Annotated in this window: 18 protein-coding genes, 1 other RNA gene and 4 pseudogenes; 19 read left to right on the top strand and 4 right to left on the bottom strand. The window is 33.9% G+C overall.

The window, feature by feature from the left end; all coding sequences use genetic code 11:
- Nucleotides 1–61: 61 nt before the first annotated feature.
- Entirely contained in the window at nt 62–289 is a 228-nt protein-coding gene (locus KA893_RS03880; RefSeq protein ID WP_041079697.1) for a hypothetical protein, read from the bottom strand.
- 377 nt (nt 290–666) lie between these two features.
- Between KA893_RS03880 and KA893_RS03875 the strand changes: the two genes are divergently transcribed.
- The 13 genes from KA893_RS03875 (at nt 667) to KA893_RS03815 (ending at nt 14,182) form a co-directional block, all read left to right on the top strand.
- Nucleotides 667–1,695, top strand: coding sequence for a sugar-binding transcriptional regulator (locus tag KA893_RS03875; protein ID WP_041079696.1), 1,029 nt, complete (start codon nt 667–669; stop codon nt 1,693–1,695).
- A gap of 40 nt (nt 1,696–1,735) precedes the next feature.
- Nucleotides 1,736–2,743 (top strand): type I glyceraldehyde-3-phosphate dehydrogenase, encoded by a 1,008-nt coding sequence (gene gap / locus KA893_RS03870; protein WP_194375891.1) that lies wholly within the window; start codon nt 1,736–1,738, stop codon nt 2,741–2,743.
- Nucleotides 2,744–2,874: 131 nt separating this feature from the next.
- Nucleotides 2,875–4,065 (top strand): phosphoglycerate kinase, encoded by a 1,191-nt coding sequence (locus KA893_RS03865; protein ID WP_011303588.1) that lies wholly within the window; start codon nt 2,875–2,877, stop codon nt 4,063–4,065.
- 79 nt (nt 4,066–4,144) lie between these two features.
- Complete coding sequence (tpiA, locus tag KA893_RS03860; protein ID WP_041079695.1) at nt 4,145–4,906, top strand: triose-phosphate isomerase; 762 nt, start codon at nt 4,145–4,147, stop codon at nt 4,904–4,906.
- A 1-nt stretch (nt 4,907) separates the two neighbouring features.
- Nucleotides 4,908–6,425 carry a 2,3-bisphosphoglycerate-independent phosphoglycerate mutase gene (gene gpmI, locus KA893_RS03855; protein WP_041079694.1) on the top strand — a complete coding sequence of 506 codons (1,518 nt, stop codon included), beginning with the start codon at nt 4,908–4,910 and terminating at the stop codon, nt 6,423–6,425.
- 191 nt (nt 6,426–6,616) lie between these two features.
- Nucleotides 6,617–7,921 (top strand): surface-displayed alpha-enolase, encoded by a 1,305-nt coding sequence (eno, locus tag KA893_RS03850; protein WP_011303585.1) that lies wholly within the window; start codon nt 6,617–6,619, stop codon nt 7,919–7,921.
- Nucleotides 7,922–8,412: 491 nt separating this feature from the next.
- Nucleotides 8,413–8,874: a hypothetical protein gene (locus KA893_RS03845; RefSeq protein ID WP_210125591.1), complete on the top strand. Its 462-nt coding sequence runs from the start codon at nt 8,413–8,415 to the stop codon at nt 8,872–8,874.
- 68 nt (nt 8,875–8,942) lie between these two features.
- Entirely contained in the window at nt 8,943–9,176 is a 234-nt protein-coding gene (secG, locus tag KA893_RS03840) for a preprotein translocase subunit SecG (RefSeq protein WP_011303582.1), read from the top strand.
- Between the two features lie 133 nt (nt 9,177–9,309).
- Nucleotides 9,310–10,050 (top strand): alpha/beta hydrolase, encoded by a 741-nt coding sequence (locus KA893_RS03835; protein ID WP_194440774.1) that lies wholly within the window; start codon nt 9,310–9,312, stop codon nt 10,048–10,050.
- Nucleotides 10,051–10,088: 38 nt separating this feature from the next.
- Nucleotides 10,089–12,479, top strand: coding sequence for a ribonuclease R (gene rnr, locus KA893_RS03830; RefSeq protein ID WP_069821758.1), 2,391 nt, complete (start codon nt 10,089–10,091; stop codon nt 12,477–12,479).
- A 22-nt stretch (nt 12,480–12,501) separates the two neighbouring features.
- The gene (smpB, locus tag KA893_RS03825; RefSeq protein ID WP_011303579.1) at nt 12,502–12,966 is read left to right on the top strand and encodes an SsrA-binding protein SmpB; all 465 of its coding nucleotides are present in this window, start codon (nt 12,502–12,504) and stop codon (nt 12,964–12,966) included.
- Nucleotides 12,967–13,072: 106 nt separating this feature from the next.
- Nucleotides 13,073–13,433, top strand: a transfer-messenger RNA (tmRNA) gene (gene ssrA, locus KA893_RS03820).
- A gap of 464 nt (nt 13,434–13,897) precedes the next feature.
- On the top strand, nt 13,898–14,182 hold the full coding sequence (locus tag KA893_RS03815; protein ID WP_376785628.1) for a hypothetical protein: 285 nt from the start codon (nt 13,898–13,900) through the stop codon (nt 14,180–14,182).
- Here KA893_RS03815 and KA893_RS03810 read toward each other — a convergent pair.
- Nucleotides 14,158–14,559: a hypothetical protein gene (locus KA893_RS03810; RefSeq protein WP_041079672.1), complete on the bottom strand. Its 402-nt coding sequence runs from the start codon at nt 14,557–14,559 to the stop codon at nt 14,158–14,160. The genes KA893_RS03815 and KA893_RS03810 overlap by 25 nt on opposite strands.
- A gap of 494 nt (nt 14,560–15,053) precedes the next feature.
- On the opposite strand from KA893_RS03810, the gene KA893_RS03805 reads away from it, so the two are divergent.
- Complete coding sequence (locus KA893_RS03805) at nt 15,054–15,578, top strand: hypothetical protein (RefSeq protein WP_041079671.1); 525 nt, start codon at nt 15,054–15,056, stop codon at nt 15,576–15,578.
- Between the two features lie 117 nt (nt 15,579–15,695).
- Here KA893_RS03805 and KA893_RS03800 read toward each other — a convergent pair whose 3' ends face one another.
- Nucleotides 15,696–15,875, bottom strand: coding sequence for a hypothetical protein (locus KA893_RS03800; protein ID WP_041079670.1), 180 nt, complete (start codon nt 15,873–15,875; stop codon nt 15,696–15,698).
- 119 nt (nt 15,876–15,994) lie between these two features.
- Here KA893_RS03800 and KA893_RS03795 point away from each other — a divergent pair, with 119 nt between their 5' ends.
- The 5 genes and pseudogenes from KA893_RS03795 to hxlB all read left to right on the top strand — a co-directional run bounded on the left by KA893_RS03795 (nt 15,995) and on the right by hxlB (nt 18,096).
- A complete protein-coding gene (locus KA893_RS03795; RefSeq protein ID WP_002455580.1) occupies nt 15,995–16,186 on the top strand; it encodes a hypothetical protein in 192 nt (63 codons plus the stop codon).
- 9 nt (nt 16,187–16,195) lie between these two features.
- Nucleotides 16,196–16,321: pseudogene (locus tag KA893_RS13910) on the top strand (YolD-like family protein); the annotation flags it as partial.
- A gap of 168 nt (nt 16,322–16,489) precedes the next feature.
- Nucleotides 16,490–17,139 (top strand): annotated as a pseudogene (locus tag KA893_RS03790) (alcohol dehydrogenase catalytic domain-containing protein); the annotation flags it as partial.
- Nucleotides 17,140–17,244: 105 nt separating this feature from the next.
- A pseudogene (locus tag KA893_RS03785) lies at nt 17,245–17,549 on the top strand (beta/alpha barrel domain-containing protein); the annotation flags it as partial.
- 2 nt (nt 17,550–17,551) lie between these two features.
- Nucleotides 17,552–18,096 (top strand): annotated as a pseudogene (hxlB, locus tag KA893_RS03780) (6-phospho-3-hexuloisomerase).
- 125 nt (nt 18,097–18,221) lie between these two features.
- Here the strand turns inward: hxlB and KA893_RS03775 are convergent.
- Nucleotides 18,222–18,611, bottom strand: a complete 390-nt coding sequence (locus KA893_RS03775) for a hypothetical protein (RefSeq protein ID WP_041079665.1) — start codon at nt 18,609–18,611, stop codon at nt 18,222–18,224.
- Nucleotides 18,612–19,087: the final 476 nt, after the last annotated feature.

Here is a 19,087-nt window from a genome sequence, read left to right as displayed (position 1 = left end):
ATTTTTATAGCGTTAAAAACACGTGTTATACGGTTTGTTTTATAGTATTTAAGCACACAGACTAAAATAAGAAATTTAATAAGAAAGTAATGAGTGAGGATAATAGTATGAGTGTGATACAACCGCTAAGACAACCAAAAGGTCCACAGCCACATCCTATGTTTTTAGAATAGTGAAATGTTTGATTTGAATGCGAATGATCTGGTTGTTTAGGATTTTTGAAATAATCTTCATCTTTATAACGTCGATCGTTTGGATCAATGACTTCTGGATGATCGTTCTGTGACATGTATTTTCCTCCCAATTGATAATCTATACTTTTATTTTATAGATTAAAGATAATAGAAGCAATGATTCTACAAGTGTATTTAAGCCGCTATCATAAGTGGGTGGTTACTAATTTTTAAGAATCGGAAAATATAATGATTTATGATTAGTAAATGATTAATCGGGTAATACAACAATGCAAGACATTTTAGAGGAACGAATAGAATATATAAAGGTAATAAGTAAAAATTAAGAGAAGTGTATTTCTCTTGCAATTTCAAATCGATAGTAGTATTATTGCAAATATAAGAGGTTATATTTTTTTGTCCCGCTAGGGACGTAAAAAGTCAACCTATGGTTGGAACTTGACCCTTTATAATGAAACGGAGGAGGATAGTAGTGAATGATTTGATAAAAGTTCAACAAAAACTTGTGCCAGAACTTGTTGAAAAAATGTATCGACGTTTTTCAATTCTCACTACTATTGCTAAGCACCAACCCGTAGGTAGACGTAGCTTAAGTGAATATATGGATTTAACTGAACGTGTATTACGTACAGAAACAGACACATTGAAGCAACAAGAACTAATCAAGGTTAAGCCAACAGGCATGGAAATCACTGAAGAAGGTGAAGCAACTGTTCGTCAGCTAAATAGTTATTTTAATGTTTTTTCTGATGACCATCATCTTTCACAGTTGATTAAGGAACAATATGACATTAAAGACGTCTATGTGATACCAGGTGATTCTGAAACTGATAAAGCAGTAAAAATCGAACTATCACGACAGGCAGGACAGTTGGTTGAAGATGTTCTTTATGATCATGCCATTGTAGCAGTCACTGGTGGGTCTACGATGGCCTACGTGAGTGAGGCAATGCATAAACAGCCACATGATGTTTTCTTTGTTCCAGCAAGAGGCGGACTGGGTGAAAATGTTGTATATCAAGCAAATACCATTGCAGCGAGTATGGCACAACAAACGAATGGTGATTATACGACATTATATGTCCCAGATAATGTGAGTGAAACGACATACAATACACTTATGTTAGAGCCTTCAGTTATTCACACCCTAGAAAAAATTAGAGAATCCAATATTACAATCCACGGCATTGGTGATGCGCTGAAGATGGCGCGAAGACGTCAATCACCAAACGAAGTTATAGAAAAACTTCAACATCACAATGCCTCGGGAGAAGCATTTGGATATTATTTCGATGATCAAGGCGATATCGTCCATAAAGTGAAAACAATTGGACTACAATTAGAAGACCTTGAATCGAAAAAGTTTATATTTGCTGTAGCTGGGGGTAAATCTAAAGGAGAAGCAATTAAAGCTTACCTTTCTATTGCTCCAAAAAACACTGTATTAATTACAGACGAAGGTGCAGCAAGTGCAATCGTAAATAACAGTAATAAAAAGTGATTACACTTTTTAAATATCATTTTTAAAGGAGGCCATTTTAATGGCAGTAAAAGTAGCAATTAATGGTTTTGGTAGAATTGGTCGTTTAGCATTCAGAAGAATTCAAAACGTTGACGGAATCGACGTAGTAGCAGTAAACGATTTAACAGATGACGAAATGTTAGCTCATTTATTAAAATATGATACTATGCAAGGACGCTTCACAGGAGAAGTTGAAGTAGAAAAAGACGGTTTCCGCGTAAACGGACAAGAAGTAAAATCATTCTCTGAGCCTGAACCAAGTAAATTACCTTGGAAAGACTTAGACATCGATGTTGTATTAGAATGTACTGGTTTCTTCGCTGATAAAGAAAAAGCAGAAGCACACATCAATGCAGGTGCTAAAAAAGTATTAATCTCTGCACCAGCTACAGGCGATTTAAAAACAATCGTTTATAATACAAACCACCAAGAATTAGACGGTTCAGAAACTGTTGTTTCAGGTGCTTCATGTACTACTAACTCATTAGCTCCTGTTGCTAAAGTGTTAAATGATGACTTCGGTTTAGTAGAAGGTTTCATGACTACTATACACGCATACACTGGTGACCAAAGCACACAAGATGCACCACACAGAAAAGGCGACAAACGTCGTGCGCGTGCAGCTGCTGAAAACATCATCCCTAACTCAACTGGTGCTGCTAAAGCAATTGGCTTAGTAATTCCTGAAATTGATGGTAAATTAGATGGAGGAGCGCAACGTGTTCCTGTTGCAACTGGTTCATTAACTGAATTAACAGTTGTTTTAGAAAAAAATATAAGCATTGAAGATGTAAATGCTGCAATGAAAAATGCTTCAAACGAATCATTCGGTTACACAGAAGACGAAATCGTATCTTCAGACGTAATCGGTATGACTTATGGTTCATTATTTGATGCAACACAAACTCGTGTAATGACTGTTGGCGACCGTCAATTAGTTAAAGTAGCAGCTTGGTACGATAACGAAATGTCTTACACTTCACAATTAGTACGTACATTAGAACACTTAGCAACTCAAGCTAAATAATTTGATGTAAAAATGAATTTAACAACTTTAATGTGCTGTTAAATTTAAACAATAAGCTTAGGAGTAAGCGGGGAGCACAACGCTTCTCCGCTTATTTTAATTTGTTGTTCCATTTAGAGGAGGAAGCTTACATGGCTAAAAAAATTGTAACTGACTTAGAATTAAAAGGTAAAACTGTACTTGTTCGCGCAGATTTTAACGTGCCGATGAAAGATGGAGAAATCACTGACGACAACCGTATCGTTCAAGCTTTACCAACAATTAAATACATCATTGAACAAGGTGGAAAAGTTGTATTATTTTCACATCTAGGTAAAGTGAAAGAAGAAAGTGATAAAGCAGCATTAACTTTAAAACCTGTTGCTAATGCATTAACAGAAAAATTAGGTGAAGAAGTTACTTTTGTACCTGAAACACGTGGAGAAACACTAGAACAATCTGTCAAAGATCTTAATGAAGGCGATGTTTTACTAGTTGAAAATACACGTTTTGAAGATGTAGACGGCAAAAAAGAATCTAAAAATGATCCTGAATTAGGAAAATACTGGGCTTCACTTGGCGATGTATTTGTAAATGATGCATTTGGTACTGCGCATCGTGAGCACGCTTCAAATGTGGGTATTGCATCTAATTTAGAAACAGTTGCAGGATTCTTAATGGAAAAAGAAATTAAATATATCGGTGGCGTAGTTGAAAACCCTGATAAACCTGTAGTTGCAATTCTAGGTGGTGCCAAAGTTTCTGACAAAATTGGCGTTATCACAAACTTATTGAAGATTGCTGACAAAGTACTGATCGGTGGCGGCATGTCATATACGTTCTTTAAAGCACAAGGTAAAGAAATTGGTTTATCTTTATTAGAAAAAGATAAAGTTGATTTTGCAAAAGAATTATTAGACCGTGCAGGCGATCAAATCGTCTTACCAGTTGATTGTAAAGTTGCAAAAGAATTCTCAAATGACGCTGAAATCACTGAGGTTTCTGTTGATGATATCCCAGCAGACCAAGAAGCTATGGATATTGGACCAAAATCAGTTGAATTATTTAAAGAACAATTACAAGGTGCGCATACGGTAGTATGGAATGGACCAATGGGCGTATTTGAATTAAGTAATTTTGCTAAAGGTACAATCGGCGTTTGTGAAGCAATCGCTGAATTAAAAGACGCTAATACAATTATTGGTGGTGGAGATTCAGCAGCTGCAGCTATTTCATTAGGTTATGGTGATGACTTCAGTCACATTTCTACTGGTGGCGGTGCATCATTAGAATACCTTGAAGGTAAAGAACTACCAGGTGTAGTAGCAATCGCAAACAAATAAGCGCACGACTAAAAACAGCTATCCATGATTATCAGTGGCAACACATTTAATCATAAATTACTAATAGGAGTGTAATATAATGAGAAAACCAATTATCGCAGGTAACTGGAAGATGAATAAAACAGTTAAAGAAGCAAAAGATTTTATCAATGAATTACCAACATTACCTGATACAAAAGAAGTAGAATCAGTAATTTGTGCACCAACAATTCAATTAGATGCATTAGTTACTTTAGTAAATGATGGTAAAGCACAAGGCTTACAAATCGGTGCTCAAAATGCTTACTTTGAAGATAACGGCGCATTCACTGGTGAAACATCTCCAGTTGCATTAGCAGACCTAGGCGTTAAATATGTCGTTATCGGACATTCTGAACGTCGTGAAATCTTCCATGAAACAGATGAAGAAATTAACAAAAAAGCACACGCTATTTTCAATCACGGTATGACACCAATCGTTTGTGTAGGTGAAACAGATGAAGAGCGTGAAAGTGGTAAAGCTAATGAAGTTGTTGGCAACCAAGTTAAAAAAGCTGTAGAGGGTTTATCTGAAGCACAATTACAACAACTTGTGATTGCTTACGAACCAATCTGGGCAATCGGTACTGGTAAATCATCAACTGCTAAAGATGCAAATGAAATGTGTGCATTTGTAAGACAAACAGTTGCAGAATTATCAAGTCAAACTGTAGCTGACGCAACACGTATTCAATATGGTGGTAGTGTGAAACCTAACAACATTAAAGAATACATGGCAGAATCAGACATTGATGGTGCACTTGTAGGCGGCGCATCACTTAAAGTGGATGATTTTGTACAATTGTTAGAAGGTGCAAAATAATATGGCTAAACAACCAACTGCATTAATTATTTTAGATGGTTTTGCAAACAGAGAGAGCGAACACGGTAATGCTGTGAAACTAGCTAATAAACCTAACTTTGATCGTTATTACAGTAAGTATCCAACTACTCAAATCGAAGCTAGTGGTTTAGATGTTGGACTTCCAGAAGGTCAAATGGGTAATTCAGAAGTTGGGCATATGAACATTGGCGCTGGACGTGTCGTTTATCAAAGTTTAACGCGTATCAATAAATCTATTGAAGACGGCGATTTCTTTGAAAATGATGTATTAAACAATGCAATCAATCATGTTAAGAAAAATGATTCAGTGCTACATGTTTTTGGTTTATTATCAGATGGTGGCGTACACAGCCATTACAAACACCTTTTCGCGTTATTAGATTTAGCTAAAAAACAAGGTTTAGAAAAAGTATATGTTCATGCCTTTTTAGATGGACGTGACGTTGATCAAAAATCAGCATTAAAATATATTGAAGAAACTGAAGCGAAGTTTAAAGAACTAGGTATTGGTCAATTCGCATCTGTATCAGGTCGTTATTACGCAATGGATCGTGACAAACGTTGGGACAGAGAAGAAAAAGCATACAATGCTATCCGCAATTTTGGTGGAACAACATTCGAATCTGCTAAAGCAGGTGTCAAAGCGAATTACGATAAAGATTTAACAGATGAATTTGTTGAACCATTTATCGTCCAAGACCAAAACGAAGGTGTCAATGATGGCGATGCAGTCATCTTTTATAACTTCCGTCCTGACAGAGCTGGACAACTTTCTGAAATATTTACTGATAAAGCATTCGAAGGCTTTAAAGTAGAACAAATCAACGACTTATTTTATGCAACGTTTACTAAATATAATGATAACGTGAATGCAGATATTGTTTTTGAAAAAGTTGATTTAACGAATACAATCGGTGAAGTTGCACAAGATAACGGACTTAAACAATTACGTATTGCTGAAACAGAAAAATTCCCTCACGTGACTTATTTCATGAGTGGTGGTCGTAATGAAGAATTTGAAGGTGAACGTCGTCGTTTAATCGATTCACCTAAAGTCGCAACCTATGACCTTAAACCTGAAATGAGCGCATATGAAGTTAAAGATGCTTTAATTGAAGAATTAAATAAAGGTGACTTAGATTTAATTCTTTTAAACTTTGCTAACCCAGACATGGTTGGACACAGTGGTATGTTAGAACCAACAATTAAAGCAATTGAAGCCGTGGACGAATGTCTAGGCGAAGTTGTTGATAAAATTACTGAAATGGGCGGTCATGCAATCATTACTGCCGATCACGGTAATTCAGACATGGTCCTTACAGATGATGATCAACCAATGACTACGCATACGACAAACCCAGTTCCAGTCATTGTGACAAAAGATGGCGTTACTTTACGTGAAACGGGTCGTCTTGGTGATTTAGCACCAACATTATTAGATTTATTAAATGTAGATCAACCAGAAGATATGACTGGTGAATCACTCATTAATCACTAATCAAAGTTTGATCGCTTTGAGCAAGATTGAGAAGCTAACGATTTCGAAATTGAGATATTTTCATTAAAATGGTTAGTTGCTTATAAACAACACAAGAGAATTAAATTACTTTGTATTTATAGTATTTAAAGCTATAATGAAGATGAAATTTAATATTTCTAAACTACTTATTTATAAAGGAGATTATAAACATGCCAATTATTACAGATGTTTACGCTCGCGAAGTCCTTGACTCTCGTGGTAACCCAACAGTTGAAGTAGAAGTATTAACAGAAAGTGGTGCATTCGGACGTGCATTAGTACCATCAGGTGCTTCTACTGGTGAACATGAAGCAGTAGAATTACGTGACGGAGATAAATCACGTTACTTAGGTAAAGGTGTAACGAAAGCAGTTGACAACGTTAACGAAATTATTGCACCAGAGCTTATTGAAGGTGAATTTTCAGTATTAGAACAAGTTTCAATCGATAAAATGATGATCCAATTAGACGGTACTGAAAACAAAGGTAAATTAGGTGCTAACGCTATTCTTGGTGTTTCTATTGCAGTAGCTCGTGCAGCAGCTGATTTATTAGGACAACCACTTTACAAATACTTAGGTGGATTTAATGGTAAACAATTACCAGTACCAATGATGAACATCGTTAACGGCGGTTCTCACTCTGATGCTCCTATCGCATTCCAAGAATTTATGGTGTTGCCAGTAGGCGCTGAATCATTCAAAGAATCATTACGTTGGGGAGCAGAAATCTTCCACAACTTAAAATCAATCCTTAAAAATCGTGGTTTAGAAACAGCAGTAGGTGACGAAGGTGGTTTCGCTCCTAAATTCGAAGGTACTGAAGATGCTGTTGAAACAATCTTAGAAGCTATTAAAGCCGTTGGTTTAGAGCCAGGTAAAGATGTATTCTTAGGCTTCGACTGTGCTTCTTCTGAATTCTTTGAAGATGGTGTATACAACTACGCTAAATTCGAAGGTGAAAATGGTGCGAAACGTTCAGCTGAAGAACAAGTTGATTACCTTGAAGAATTAGTTAACAAATACCCAATTATCACTATCGAAGACGGTATGGACGAAAATGACTGGGATGGTTGGAAAGTATTAACTGATCGTATCGGTGATAAAGTACAATTAGTTGGTGACGATTTGTTCGTTACAAACACAGTTAAATTATCTGAAGGTATTGAAAAAGGTATCGGTAACTCAATCTTAATCAAAGTTAACCAAATCGGTACATTAACTGAAACATTTGACGCTATCGAAATGGCTCAAAAAGCTGGCTACACAGCAGTTGTATCTCACCGTTCTGGTGAAACAGAAGATACTACAATTTCTGACATTGCAGTTGCTACAAATGCAGGTCAAATTAAAACAGGTTCATTATCAAGAACTGACCGTATTGCGAAATATAACCAATTATTACGCATTGAAGATGAATTATACGAAACTGGCAAGTTCGACGGACTTAAATCTTTCTATAACTTATCTAAATAATACAGCATAAAAAATTTAAGAGTTCACGCGCTAAACGCAGATTATTGAGGATCTGTGTTAAACTGCCAACAAAGTCTCCGATTTTGTTGGCAGTTTTTTTGTGCTCTTTTTTGTACTCGCTTTTCTTGGATACAGATACGGCCCGTAGTCTTCGGCTAGTGTTTTCATGCTCGAGTCGATCCAAATTACTGCCTAATAAGTTAATAAATAAATTAAAAAGTAATGGTTCTTATCGTTTATTCTGTGGTACTTAGACTTTTATATTTGAAGTATCATATTGCTGTTCTAATAGGCAATCTATAGAGCCACTGCCCACAGTCCGACTTGCTCATTTTAAAAAGTATAAATTTATTGAGACAAATACATAAATCATACGAAGCGAATGAACTCGGCGTGTTACTTTATAATGATGATTAACTTAAATTGTTCATCTTTTACAATTAAACTGATATAATTAAAGATGTAAAATAAAGAAGGAGTCTTAACGAATTATGGAAGTAAAACCTAAGTCTAAAGAAATTAAAACGGCTCATCTGATTGCATATAGTTCAGTCATCATTGCGATTCTTTATGTTATACATTTATTCGTAGTTTTAGATGATAGTGTTATTAAACAACTATTATCAAATAGCGGACAGACAACATCTGAAAATGCTGTGGGTACAATTAAAAATAGTTTCCAATATACAGGAATAATGTATATTTTTGCGAATTTAGCAGGTGTCTTCGCAATCTGGAACAGACATACCTATTTATGGTGGTTTATGTTTGCGGTATTCGTATCACAAATATTGTATAATTTAATTAACATTAGTGCAGTTTATGGCGCGATATTAGATATCAAATCTAGCGTGAATATCATTCCTTTAACACTGGTACTCGTTTTATCATTTGTGTTAGCTGTTTATATGTTAATTGTTTCGATTAAACGTAAAAGCACGTTCAATAGATAGAAGTTTGCTAAAGACGACAAACGTATGATATAATGCGTTTCGTATATAATGAATGGAGGACAATTTTCATGCATACATTAATAATGGTACTTTTGATTTTAGATTGTATTGCATTAGTAACTGTTGTATTACTCCAAGAAGGTAAAAGTAATGGACTTTCAGGCGCAATTAGTGGTGGCGCCGAGCAGTTATTTGGTAAACAAAAGCAACGCGGTATTGATTTATTCTTGCATAGATTAACAATTGTATTGTCTGTCATTTTCTTCTTGTTAATGTTAGGCATAAGTTATTTTGGTTTATAAGGTCCGACAATGTTAAAGTCGGGCTTTTTTATTTATAATAGTTAATATAGCTTTTAAAAATAATTGAGATAAATAAAAGATGAATTTAAATAAACGACACGTACTAAAGCATAAGCGAAAGGATTGAAACACAATGCAGATTAAACTTCCAGAACCATTCTTCTTTGAAGAAGGTAATAGAGCTGTGTTACTGTTACATGGCTTTACAGGGAATTCCTCAGATGTGAGACAATTAGGGCGTTACTTGCAGAAGAAAGGCTACACATCGTATGCACCACAATATGAAGGACATGCAGCACCACCTGAAGAAATATTAAGTTCAAGTCCATTTGTATGGTTTAAAGATGCACTAGATGGCTATGATTTCTTAGTAGACAAAGGTTATGATGAAATCGTTGTTGCAGGATTGTCACTTGGTGGATGTTATGCGTTGAAATTAAGCTTAAACAGAGGTGTAAAGGGTATTATAACAATGTGTTCACCTATGTACATTAAGACGGAAGGGTCTATGTTTAACGGTGTTCTAGAATATGCGCGTAATTTTAAAAAGTATGAAGGTAAAGATGAAGCTACCATTGAAAAAGAAATGACAAACTTTAAACCTACAGACACTTTAAAAGAGTTACAAGGACAAATACAGGATGTCAGAGATCACATAGATGAAGTAATGGATCCATTATTAGTTGTCCAAGCAGAACAAGATCAAATGATTAATACAGATTCTGCAAATGTTATATACAATGAGAGCGAATCTGATGAAAAAGATATCAAATGGTATGCGAATTCAGGACATGTCATTACAATTGATAAAGAAAAAGAATTAGTATTCGAAGACGTATACAATTTCTTAGAATCATTAGATTGGTCGAATTAAAAATTTAGAAGTATTTAAAAATAGAAAGGAGGGGCATAATGAATTTAAAGCAATCCATTGAAGAAATAATTAAACAACCAGATTATGAACCCATGTCTGTGTCTGATTTTCAAGATGCATTAGGTTTAAATAGTGCCGACTCATTTAGAGATTTAATCAAGGTGCTTGTTGAATTAGAACAAACAGGTTTGATTCAACGTACAAAAACAGATAGATATCAACGTAAAGCATCTAACAATGCCAAACAATCCAAATTAATCAAAGGTAAGTTAAGTCAAAATAAAAAAGGTTTTGCTTTCTTACGTCCTGAAGAAGAGGATATGGATGACATTTTCATCCCACCAACGAAAATCAATAGAGCCATGGATGGTGATACTGTCCTTGTGGAAGTACATCAATCTAAAGGTGAACACAAAGGGAAATTAGAAGGCGAAGTTAAGACGATTGAAACACATTCAGTCACACAAGTCGTTGGTACTTATAGTGAAGCACGTCACTTCGGCTTTGTATTACCAGATGATAAACGTATTATGCAAGACATCTTTATTCCTAAAGGTCAAAATTTAGGTGCAGTAGATGGACATAAAGTACTCGTACAAATTACGAAATACGCAGATGGTACAGATAATCCTGAAGGTATCGTATCGGCAATTTTAGGCCATAAGAATGACCCAGGTGTAGATATTCTATCTATCATCTATCAACATGGTATCGAAATTGAATTCCCTGACAATGTGCTCGCAGAAGCTGAAGCAGTACCAGATCATATCGAGCCATCACAAATTGAAGGTCGTCGCGATTTGCGCGATGAACTAACGATTACCATTGATGGTGCAGATGCTAAAGACTTAGATGACGCGATTAGTGTTAAAAAGTTAAGCAATGGTCATACACAATTAACAGTCAGTATAGCTGATGTAAGTTACTATGTAACTGAAGATTCAGCGCTTGATAAAGAAGCATACAGTCGTGCAACAAGTGTCTACTTAGTAGACCGAGTGATACCGATGATTCCACACCGTCTAAGTAATGGTATATGTTCATTAAACCCGCAAGTGGACCGACTTACATTAAGTTGCCAAATGGAAATAGATGAACGTGGCGATGTTGTTGGCCATGAAATCTTTGATAGTGTGATTCATTCTAATTATCGTATGACATACGATGAAGTAAATGAAATTATTACTGATCAAAATACGGAAACACGTAATCAATATAGTGAAATCACACCGATGTTAGATTTAGCGCAAGATTTATCTCAGCGCTTAATCCATATGAGAAGACGTCGTGGTGAAATCGATTTTGATATTAATGAGGCTAAAGTACTTGTTAATGAAGAAGGTATCCCAACGGATGTAGAAATGAGACAACGTGGTGAAGGCGAACGCTTAATTGAATCATTTATGTTAGCGGCTAATGAAACTATCGCGGAACATTTTGATCGTTTAGAAGTACCATTTATCTATCGTGTCCATGAACAACCTAAATCAGAGCGCTTACGTCAATTCTTTGATTTCGTGACTAATTTTGGATTAATGATTAAAGGTACAGGTGAAGATATTCACCCGTCTACTTTACAAAAAATTCAACAAGAAGTTGAAGGTCAACCAGAACAAATGGTGATTTCAACGATGATGTTACGTTCAATGCAACAAGCACGTTATGATGATGTGAACTTAGGACACTTTGGCTTATCAGCTGAATACTATACACATTTCACGTCACCTATACGTAGATATCCCGATTTAATTGTTCATAGATTAATTCGCAAATATATTATTGAACAATCCATGGACAGAAAAGAAAGAAATAAATGGGAAGCATTGTTACCTGAAATTGCTGAACATACGTCTCAAAGAGAACGTAGAGCAATCGAAGCAGAACGTGATACAGATGAATTGAAAAAAGCAGAATACATGGTGCAACATATTGGCGAAGAATTCGAAGGGATTATTAGTTCAGTTGCGAATTTCGGTATGTTTATTGAATTACCAAACACAATTGAAGGTATGGTGCATGTATCTAACATGACGGATGATTATTACCATTTTGATGAACGTCAAATGGCAATGATAGGTGAACGCCAAGCGAAAGTATTCCGCATCGGTGATCCTGTTCAAATTAAAGTCATTAACGTAGATGTTGCTGAACGTATGATTGATTTCCAAATCGTCGGTATGCCAATACCAAATAGAGATCGCGGTCAAAGACCATCACGTGGTAAGACAATCCAAGCCAAACCACGTGGCAATTCATCAGATAAATCTAAAGATGATAAAAATGGTAAAGGCGGACGTGGACGTACTAAACAGAAACAACGTAAAGGTAAAAACAAACGTCAAAGCGACCAAAGTAAAGGCAACACAAAACATAAACCATTTTATAAAGATAAAAATGTAAAAAATAAAGCACGTAAGAAGAAAAAATAACTCAACGAAGAGGTGAAACTCAATGCCAAAGAAAAAATCACCAGGAACACTAGCAGAAAATCGTAAAGCCAGACATGATTATAATATAGAAGATACGATTGAAGCGGGCATTGTGTTACAAGGAACAGAAATCAAGTCAATTCGTCGTGGTAGTGCAAACCTTAAAGATAGTTATGCGCAAGTGAATCGTGGCGAGATGTTTCTAAACAATATGCACATTGCGCCGTATGAAGAAGGTAACAGATTCAACCATGATCCACGACGTTCACGTAAGCTCTTACTACACAAACGTGAAATAGCGAAGTTAGGTGAGCGTACACGTGAAGTTGGCTACTCTATCGTACCTTTGAAACTCTATCTCAAACATGGGCACTGTAAGGTCTTACTTGGCGTTGCACGTGGTAAGAAAAAATACGATAAACGTCAAGCATTAAAAGAAAAAGCAGTACAACGTGATGTAGCTAGAGAGATGAAAGCCCGTTATTAAGCGGATATATTGCCAAAGATATGAATCTTTGGTAATATAATATGTGCTTTCTGAAAAAGCGCTGTAACAGATACAGCCTACCAGAAAGTACATTTAATATTATTCAGGGGGCGTTTTTGGATTCGACAGGGGTTCCATGAGCTAGTTAAGCGTGTCGGAGGGCTGTCTCCGTCACTAACACACACAGTTATAATAACTGGCAAAGAAAACAATAATTTCGCAGTAGCTGCGTAATAGCACTCTGCATCGCCTAACAGCATCTCCTATGTGCTGTTAACGCGATTCAACCTTTAGTAGGATACGCTAGGCACTGCCGTTTGAAGTCTGCCTAGAAGAGATGAATCAAACTAGCATAATGACGGATGTCTATCACCTCCCATTATGCGAAACTCATTGATAGACTACGCACGTAGAAGTGCTAGTATCAGAACCTCTGGACGCGGGTTCGAATCCCGCCGTCTCCACTATATAGCTCTCAATCCTTGTGGTTGAGGGCTTTTTATTTTTGGGTACACAAATAACAACTATTTTAAGATCAGTGAAAATTTATGATATATATGTATAATTTGGACGTAAGAGGGCAATTAAGACGATTGATAAGTTACAGGTAGATTTATATAAAGTGCATCATCATTAGTGTGTAGAACGCACTAAACAGCGTCAAAAAGAGAGTGAAGTTAAAATACAACAGATTATAAAGCTCACGTGGTGGGATGATAAGAAGTATACAGATGAAGTGATTGCTGATGTAATAGGTGTGAGTGAGTTAACATTAAGACATGCTAGAGAGGTTATATTAAAACGTGTTGCAAAGGCAGTAGAATATGTATGAAGTATGATAAAGCAACTGTAAAAGAGTTTATATTAAACTACCACAAGACAATAGAGAATAACGATAGATGAAGATGTTGGTATAGATGACTTCTTTAATGTGAGTGATCAACCAGTAAATAACGTGATAGATAATAACAATTTTGAAGATGCGATATTTTTCAATGAATTAGAAACTATAGTAGAAAGAGTAGGGACGGATAAAGAGTTTTGTTTGTTCCTACTACTTTGTAAAGGCGTTAGTTATGAAAAGATAGGAAGTATATTTGATGTGAGGCACAACGAGTTAGGCAGATGTTTAATGCGTTGTTGGATAAGTTGGAATGAAAAAAGGGCTATTTTAAAGCCCTTTTTAAGTTACTATCTTTCATTAATTATGAAGTAAATGAATATAGTGATTATTATTAGCATAATCAAAGTACCAATAAATGGTACAGAGCTTAAAGATAATGTTGCAATGATAAAACCAATAGAAATTAATATTTGAAAAATCGCCGTAAGTGAAAAATCGCCCTTTAATATCAAATATGAGAAAAAAATAGTGGCACATAGTAATACTAAAGTAATAAAAATAAGACCTAAGATGCTTAAAGTTCCACTAAGATAACCGTCAACAAATAAATTTTTAACTTTTACTTTTGCACCATATTGAGAAACAAATGAATCAACAGTAGATTTCAAAGTAAAAAATAAAAAGACTGAAATAATCAGTGTAATAAAGTTCCAAGCACTTTTTTTAATATCTTCTAAAATTTCATCCAAGTAAATCCCTCCAAATATTTTTATAAATAATTTATCATAATACTCTAAAAATAAAATGTTATAATTCCTAAATGTTGTATTTTTTATTCTTAAATGTAATGTTTATTTATTAAAAAAACGATTGGGATATTAAAATGCACAAATATATGTTTGTTTAAAATCCAATCAAAAAAAAGAATTTTTGCAGCAATTCCTAGATCTATTATTTTATGGAGTATTATAGAGGGGAAGTAAAAATTAATATAAAATCATTAGAGCACAGGCACTTATGTGCTCGCCCTATTTTTTTATGGTATAATGTATTTACATATGAATCGCTAGCCTTTTCTCAAATATCTTTTTATATCCACCACCCACACATGTCACTGGGTGGTTATTTGATGATTTTATACGTAGGTAGTACGAAATGTTAAAAAATCTACAAAAATATCAAATTAAATGTTATGATTAAACCCCTACTACTGTCTCCTAAAAATTAAAAAAGGAGATTTAATATGATAAATATTATTTCAGCAATTGGATCACTAGGAACTTTTATTATGGCGTTATTTTATTTTGTATCGGTATCAGTTCAACTTTATCAAATGAAAATTAGTTTTATACCAGCTCTAGGGTTTAATCAAATCCTTTTAGAAAAAGATGAAAATAAAAATTTGAATTTAAGAAATACGACTTCAAATTCTGAAGAACACGAAGATTATTTAAAGTTATATAACCTTGGTGGAGGAGCTGCTAAAAACATAACTGTTGAAGTTATGTTAGGTAAAGATAACGTAATTCAAAAGAAATATATAAATATGTTACCTAGCAAAGAAAGCTATATGTTACCTATTAATAAAACTGTATTTGATGAATTGGATGATACTATTCAAAATAACGGTTACGAATCAGATATGAATATTAGGCTTACATATTATCACAATGTGAGTAGAAAGAAACAAGAAATATTATTAAAAGGTCATATTGATAGTTTTAATACTTATGAATATAAAGAGATATATGAACTACAATTTATATAACTTTTATAGCTATGATTTGTTTCCAATAAGAAAATTGGGGTATTTAACTATCAAGCGACGTGGAACGCTTAACAAACTGTAATAAATTAGCCTATCTGATTAGATAGGCTGTTTTTTTTATTTATTTAAAAACTCGTTGAGTATTGGATTATTATTTTCTTTTTCAACAACCACTGATAGATCCTCGGTTACTTCTTCTTTTATATCTATTACTTTTTCTTCTATTAAACTTTCGACTCGATTAGTTACTTCTTTTGTATTCCAACCCATTTTTTCAATTTCTTTTTTATAATCCATATGTATTCTCCTAGATTGTCTGATTTTATCTAACGATTAATTATAATTGGTTATAAGAAAAATAGATATTAAGTTGATTTATACGAACAAATGTTCTAAAATATTTATGAGGTGATTATATGATTCCAAATTTAGATTGGAATAAAAACTTTCAAGAATTTCAAGAAATATTAAATTCTGGTATTAATCCAGAGTGGTTGTACAATGCCAAAGCGAATATGATTTTAAATCCTGCATACACAGGAGAAGGTAAACAATTTTTCTTCACAAAAGATATTATAAAAGCTAGTAAAACGATTCCATTTTTTTGAGGTGATTATATGAAAGTAATAAATCCAAATGGACCAGATGAATATAAATACACAAGTGACTATCGAGAAATACCTAGCGAATACCTTAATCCATGTATACCCAAAGGACGTGGAATTGTTAAGTGGCAACCCTTTGTTATATATACTATCTTTTTAAAAAAGCTATTATATCCAATAAATTCACATAATTTATATGTACATTATGTATATTTATATTTAATACATAAACTTATATTTTCTCTCAAAAGAATAATAAATCAATTTACTCTTTTGAGTTTACATTGTAATACTAAGGTGATTTAAATGAAAGCAGTTACTTATCAAGGTCATAAAAATATGGAAGTGCGTGAAGTACATGATCCAATAATAGAAGAATCAACGGATGCAATTATAAAAATAACAGCTTCAGGTATATGTGGTTCTGATTTACATCTTTACCATCAAGGTGATTTATTTATGGATCCTGATTTTGTTATTGGACATGAGCCAATGGGAATTGTAGAAGAAGTAGGAAAAGAGGTTAAAACCTTAAAAAAGGGAGATAGAGTAGTTATACCTTTTAACATAGGTTGTGGCGATTGTTTCTATTGTAATAATGAAATGGAGTCTCAGTGTGATAATTCTAATCCATCACCGGCAAGTTGGAAAATGAATAATGGTGGACTCTTCGGTTTTGGCAATGCTATGCATGGAAACCACTGGGCAGCCAAGCAAAGTATTTAAGAGTTCCATTTGCTGACTTTTCATCCTTCAAGGTTCCAGATAGTGATTTGAAAGACGAACAAGTATTATTTTTATCTGATGTGGTCCCAACAGCTTATTGGAGTGTTGAACATGCAGGCGTAAAATCTGGAGATACCGTTATTGTTCTCGGTTGTGGCCCAATCGGTTTAATGGCACAAAAATTTGCCAAATTACAAGGAGCTGAACGTGTAATTGCCATTGAATCTCTTTTGTCTAATCGTCATTGCTACAGGAAGATTCTTAATTTCTTTTACTTTTGGTTTGGGTAATTGTAATAACTGTTCGCAACTTTCTTGCTGGTTAACATCTTGTTTGTGATTGCTGTTCAAGATATAGAAAAACGTGCAAAAGAATTAGACGAAATGGGTGCTGATTATATTGCAGTACACACCGATTATAATTTACAAGCACAAGGACAATCACCATTAGAGAACTTACGCAATGTTAAATCTGTAATTAAAAATTCTAAGGTAGCGGTGGCTGGTGGTATCAAACTCGATACTATCGAAAGTATAGTTTCTTAAAATCCAGATTTAGTTATTGTGATCGGAGGTATTGCTAATACTGATGATCCAAAAGCACCAGAAAACAATGTAGAGATGCTATTGAAGGTAGATAATTATGACAGAATTTAATAATTTTGATCTTACTGTTAAGGAGTTAGAAAGCACATTTTCACACCTTGAAGACAATGATTACCAATCTTTTGAAGAATCAGTAACACAAGCGCCTCGTGTTTTTGTTGCTGATAAAGGCTGTTCTGGATTTATTGCTAATAGTTTTGCTATGCGATTAAACCCATTAGGTAAACTGTCCTACGTTGTAGGAGAAACTACAACACCATCTATTAGCAGTAATGATTTATTATCCTTTCGAGATCAGGTTCAACTGAGCATCTGCGTTTACTTGCAGAAAAAGCAAATTCAATCGGCGCGCAAGTAGCGCTTATTACTACGAAATCAGATTCAAAAATTGGTCAACTATCCGACTTATCGGTAATTCTACCTGCAGGAACAAAACATGACGTAGAAGGTTCAATGCAGCCACTTGGAAGCTTGTTTGAATAATCTTCTCTAATGTTTTTAGATAGTGTGGTTTTATGATTAATGTCTGAAGATGACATTGATGAAACTACGATACAACAAAATCATGCCAACTTAGAATAAAATTTTTATGGATAGTGAAATAATACATTGAACTTTTTATATTATTTCACATAACAAAAAGAACCTTAACTATGAGTTATGGTTCTTTTTGTTATAGTATATCACACGCTATGTAACTCTAAACTTTATATTAATTTATCTAAAACCATCATTTCATCATAATTTATAGATTTACTAACTTGAAGAGCTATATTTTCACTTACTTCTCCTGACTCAATAAGTTGATTAAGAACATTTCTTTGTTCGTTCAATGCAGTTAATTTAATGCGATATACAATTACATGGTTATGATCTTTATAATTAATTAAGTTGGAATTTGCTAATGTTAAACTATCATTTCGCATTAAATAACTATCACAAACTTGCATGACTTCCAATTCATTATCATTTGTCATCTCATTAGACAAACGTTTAGCGATATTATAATAAATTATTCTCATTATATTTGCTGTTTTTTCCGAGATTTCTCCTTTATTTAAATTTCGTTTATTTTTTGACTGGTCTGTAAACTGCATCAACTATACATATCCTTAAAAAATAAATTATTAGTTTAATTGTACTGCACTTAAAGAATAAATATGACATTAAAATGTTATTTTTAATAATTTATATTTACCGATACCTATTACTTATTTTATGTTAAGGTTTAGATATAATGAATTATTTTTAAAGGGAGAATCATAAGGATAATTATGGTGAGCGTTTTTAAAGGAGGCATCTTATGAAAACGATCGGAAAACATTTTTTGAATTTTCTTTATTTCTTTTTATCTTATTTCTGTTTTCTATATTTGTTTGAATTAATTTTTGGTCAAAAAGAGATTTTCTTTCAAACATTACATGCAGCCTTAATATTTGCATCTTTAATGACATTTTTCAGTATGTTTATTAAAAATAATAATGCGATTTTAAATATTTATAATTTGTTTTCCAAAAGGGAGAATAGGAAGTAGAGAGATTAGAATTAATTAACTTTTTATATAAAGGCACTA

This window comes from Staphylococcus sp. GDY8P126P, from assembly GCF_017891965.1.
GTDB lineage: Bacteria > Bacillota > Bacilli > Staphylococcales > Staphylococcaceae > Staphylococcus > Staphylococcus saprophyticus.
Note: the sequence above shows the minus strand (reverse complement) of the source record. Positions and strands in the feature narration are given on the sequence as shown.

Coding starts and splice junctions, on each gene's coding strand:
- secG (WP_011303582.1), top strand. CDS start 8,943: ATGCATACATTAATAATGGTACTTTTGATTTTAGATTGTATTGCATTA.
- smpB (WP_011303579.1), top strand. CDS start 12,502: ATGCCAAAGAAAAAATCACCAGGAACACTAGCAGAAAATCGTAAAGCC.
- rnr (WP_069821758.1), top strand. CDS start 10,089: ATGAATTTAAAGCAATCCATTGAAGAAATAATTAAACAACCAGATTAT.
- gpmI (WP_041079694.1), top strand. CDS start 4,908: ATGGCTAAACAACCAACTGCATTAATTATTTTAGATGGTTTTGCAAAC.
- KA893_RS03795 (WP_002455580.1), top strand. CDS start 15,995: ATGATTCCAAATTTAGATTGGAATAAAAACTTTCAAGAATTTCAAGAA.
- KA893_RS03845 (WP_210125591.1), top strand. CDS start 8,413: ATGGAAGTAAAACCTAAGTCTAAAGAAATTAAAACGGCTCATCTGATT.
- gap (WP_194375891.1), top strand. CDS start 1,736: ATGGCAGTAAAAGTAGCAATTAATGGTTTTGGTAGAATTGGTCGTTTA.
- eno (WP_011303585.1), top strand. CDS start 6,617: ATGCCAATTATTACAGATGTTTACGCTCGCGAAGTCCTTGACTCTCGT.
- KA893_RS03865 (WP_011303588.1), top strand. CDS start 2,875: ATGGCTAAAAAAATTGTAACTGACTTAGAATTAAAAGGTAAAACTGTA.
- KA893_RS03880 (WP_041079697.1), bottom strand. CDS start 289: ATGTCACAGAACGATCATCCAGAAGTCATTGATCCAAACGATCGACGT.
- KA893_RS03775 (WP_041079665.1), bottom strand. CDS start 18,611: ATGCAGTTTACAGACCAGTCAAAAAATAAACGAAATTTAAATAAAGGA.
- KA893_RS03805 (WP_041079671.1), top strand. CDS start 15,054: ATGATAAATATTATTTCAGCAATTGGATCACTAGGAACTTTTATTATG.
- tpiA (WP_041079695.1), top strand. CDS start 4,145: ATGAGAAAACCAATTATCGCAGGTAACTGGAAGATGAATAAAACAGTT.
- KA893_RS03800 (WP_041079670.1), bottom strand. CDS start 15,875: ATGGATTATAAAAAAGAAATTGAAAAAATGGGTTGGAATACAAAAGAA.
- KA893_RS03835 (WP_194440774.1), top strand. CDS start 9,310: ATGCAGATTAAACTTCCAGAACCATTCTTCTTTGAAGAAGGTAATAGA.